This is a genomic window from Mycobacterium sp. (genome assembly GCF_032162105.1).
Taxonomy (GTDB): Bacteria; Actinomycetota; Actinomycetes; order Mycobacteriales; family Mycobacteriaceae; genus Mycobacterium.
Genome location: NZ_JAVRPS010000632.1, coordinates 1 through 3027 on the forward strand (window position 1 = coordinate 1; position 3027 = coordinate 3027).

4 protein-coding genes and 1 pseudogene are annotated in these 3027 nt (G+C 66.0%); 2 read left to right on the forward strand and 3 right to left on the reverse strand.

What is annotated here, in order from left to right:
* Nucleotides 1–110: pseudogene (locus QOC69_RS32040) on the reverse strand (magnesium chelatase domain-containing protein); the annotation flags it as partial.
* Nucleotides 110–508 carry a YraN family protein gene (locus QOC69_RS32045; protein ID WP_526446526.1) on the reverse strand — a complete coding sequence of 133 codons (399 nt, stop codon included), beginning with the start codon at nt 506–508 and terminating at the stop codon, nt 110–112. The gene QOC69_RS32045 and the pseudogene QOC69_RS32040, both read right to left, overlap by 1 nt.
* Nucleotides 509–626: 118 nt before the next feature.
* Between QOC69_RS32045 and QOC69_RS32050 the strand changes: the two genes are divergently transcribed.
* Both QOC69_RS32050 and QOC69_RS32055 read left to right on the forward strand, forming a co-directional pair.
* The gene (locus QOC69_RS32050) at nt 627–1271 is read left to right on the forward strand and encodes a hypothetical protein (RefSeq protein WP_526446527.1); all 645 of its coding nucleotides are present in this window, start codon (nt 627–629) and stop codon (nt 1269–1271) included.
* 407 nt (nt 1272–1678) lie between these two features.
* Nucleotides 1679–1969 carry a hypothetical protein gene (locus QOC69_RS32055; protein ID WP_526446528.1) on the forward strand — a complete coding sequence of 97 codons (291 nt, stop codon included), beginning with the start codon at nt 1679–1681 and terminating at the stop codon, nt 1967–1969.
* Here QOC69_RS32055 and QOC69_RS32060 read toward each other — a convergent pair.
* On the reverse strand, nt 1939–3018 hold the full coding sequence (locus tag QOC69_RS32060) for an aldo/keto reductase (protein WP_526446529.1): 1080 nt from the start codon (nt 3016–3018) through the stop codon (nt 1939–1941). The genes QOC69_RS32055 and QOC69_RS32060 overlap by 31 nt on opposite strands.
* Nucleotides 3019–3027 lie beyond the last annotated feature (9 nt).

Consider the following 3027-nt stretch of genomic DNA (forward strand, 5'->3'; position numbering starts at 1 on the left):
AGCCCGACCAGGTGCACACCTGGAAGCCCCGAGGTGATGTCGGCTTCTATCTCGACCAACTCGGCATCCAGCCCGCGCACGGCCACCGAGAACGCCCGGCCCAACGCCATCACCCCACCCCCTGCAGGTGGGTGAGCTCCAACACTTCCCACCCACGCCCACCCGGCGGCGTCGGCCGCTGCCCGATGCGCACGCCGACGACGTCGATGCGCACCTGCGACCAGCTGCCGTCCTGACCGGACAGCCACAACCCGGCCAGCCGCCGCAGCCGGCGCACCTTGTCCGGCGTCACCGCCTGCGCAACCCCACCGAACTGATCGCTGGTGCGCGTCTTGACCTCCACGAACACCACGACACCGCCGGGCTCGGCGGCGATCACGTCCAGCTCGCCATAGCGGCACCGCCAGTTGCGCGCCAGCACGCGCCACCCCAACGACGTCAGATGATCCACCGCCAGTTGCTCGCCCAACGCCCCGATCTGGGCGCGGCTCACCACGTTCTCCGTCATGGCCCAACCGTCCGCGGCGGGAGGGACATCTCGGCGTCCGAAACGAGCGGTTGTACACAGTCGGCAGTTCATCCACAGGCTCGGTATCGGCTGCAGGCGGCATGCAATGATGGGCCCGATGGACTCCGGAGTTCCCAACACGCGAGAAGGCTTCCGCTGCAACAGCGGTCGGTTGGGAGCGGCGGTTCTGGCCGCGGCCACCGCCGCGGTGATCAGCACCAGCTGTTCGTCCGGCACGATCGTGAACACCGACGATGCGACCACGCCCACACAGGCCACCGCGCCTGCTGCGCCGTCGCCGTCGAAGCGCCCCAGCAACGACAACCTGGCGAACGCCTTCGACTACGCCGCGCACGGAGCGGACGGCGAAACGGCGTACTACTTCACCAGCCCCAGCAAGCGATGGGTGTGCGCGATCTTCCCGCGCAAGACGGCGGGCTGCCAGTCCTCGACCGGGTCCGCCATCGCCGTCAAGGGCGCCCCCACCAGCGTGCCCGGCCCGCGGGCCACCGACGCCGCGCCGAATGCCATCGTGGTCGACCGCGCCGCCGACGCTCAGTTCACGTCGCTCGATCCTCCGGGGTACGCCCTGGTTCCCGGTCCTGCGGTCGTTCTCCCCTTCGACCGGGTGTTGGTCGTTGCGGGATTCCGCTGCAACGTTCAGGAAGCTTCGGGGATCTCCTGCCTGAGCGAGAAGACCGGCAAGGGCTTCACGTTCAGCGCAGACGGTTACACGTTGCAGTACACCGACCTACCCGGGTAACGCCTGCCGGAGGCCCTCCACAGCGTCGAAGTCGAGCGACGGGAGTGAAGCGCCTGTCGTCGCAAGCATCAGCAGATCGTGCCCGTTATTGACCAGACAGTAAAGACAAGTACGAACACACAATGCTCTATGTCTGCGGTTTTCTACCCAATAGTGATTTCCAGCAATGCTAGAGCTGTAGGGTCGGGTGTTCGAGGCTCCATACCGCAGCAGACTTTTATGCCGAACACCTACGGTCGGCACGCAGATGACCTCGACAGGTCAAAGGACCAGTCATGGCACCGGATCACCAAGGACCAAACGCTCCGATCGGTGCCGTGCCCCTCCTGCCAGGCAAGGAGGTGCAATAGCGACGTTCCAAGCCGCAGACCCGTTGCAATCCGTTCTTGAACCAGGAGGGAAAGGGCATGTCCGTTGTATTGATCCATCAGGGTCCGAGCCTCACTCAGAAGTCATACGAAGAAATAGTCCGCAAACTGACCGGCGAGACCAGCCTCAAGTCGCCATCCGATTGGCCCGTGGAAGGTCTGCTGATGCATGTGGCCGGGCAGAGCCCGCAGGGGTTCCGGGTTGTCGACGTCTGGCAGTCACGAGAAGCATGCGACCGGTTCGGTGAGCTCCTCGCGCCGATCTTGCAAGAGGTCGGCGTCAACGCTCAGCCCGAAACCTATGAAGCGCACACCTTCGTTTCGGCTTGACGGTCAAGCCTCGCCGGAAAGGCAGGCGGGTTGAGCCGCGCGAAGCCGTCCTGCCGGAAGTACGGAAAGTATGGATACGGGGCTTCGCGATGGCTCACCGCGTCGAGCCGCGCGACCTGGTCGTCGGTCAGCGCCCAGCCCACCGCGCCGAGGTTCTCGGACAGCTGAGTGGCGTCGCGTGCGCCGATGATCACCGATGACACGGTCGGCCGCCGCAGCAGCCAGTTCAGCGCGACCTGCGGAACCGTCCGGCCGGTCTCATCGCCGATCGCGCTCAGCTCGTCGACGACGTCGAAGAGCTGGGAGTCCTGCACGGGCGGACCAGCATCCGCCGTCACGTGCAACCTGCTTCGTTCGGGCAGCGGTGTCCCCCGGCGGATTCGGCCCGTCAGGCGTCCCCATCCCAGCGGGCTCCAGACCAGGGCGCCGACCCCCTGATCCAGGCCGAGCGGCATGAGTTCCCATTCGTAGTCCCGCCCGATCTGCGAGTAGTACACCTGGTGGGCGACATAGCGGGGACGATGAGCCGAGTCGGCGGTCGAAAGTGACTTCATCAGCTGCCATCCCGAGAAGTTGGACACGCCGGTGTACCGGATCTTGCCCTGCGCGACGAGCACGTCGAGTGTCTCGAGGACCTCGTCGATAGGGGTATAGGCGTCGTAGGCGTGCAGCTGAAACAGATCGATGCGATCGGTCCGCAGCCGGCGCAGCGCCTTCTCGACCGCAGCGATCAGGCGCGGCCGCGACGTTCCCGCATCCCCCGGCCCGACGCCGAGCGGCAGCGCCGCCTTCGTCGAGATCAGCACCTGGTCACGCCTGCCCACCAGGGCGGCTCCGAGCACCTCCTCGGAGGCACCGTCGGAGTAGACGTCGGCGGTGTCGAACAGCGTGACACCGGCGTCCAAGCATATGTCGATGATCCGCCGCGCTGCGTCGACGTCGGTGTTGCCCCACGCGCTGAAGAAGTCGCCCGACCCGCCGAACGTCGCTGCGCCGAAACTCCATTCAGACACCACCAGACCAGAGCTGCCGACCCGGCGATACTCCATCACCACTCC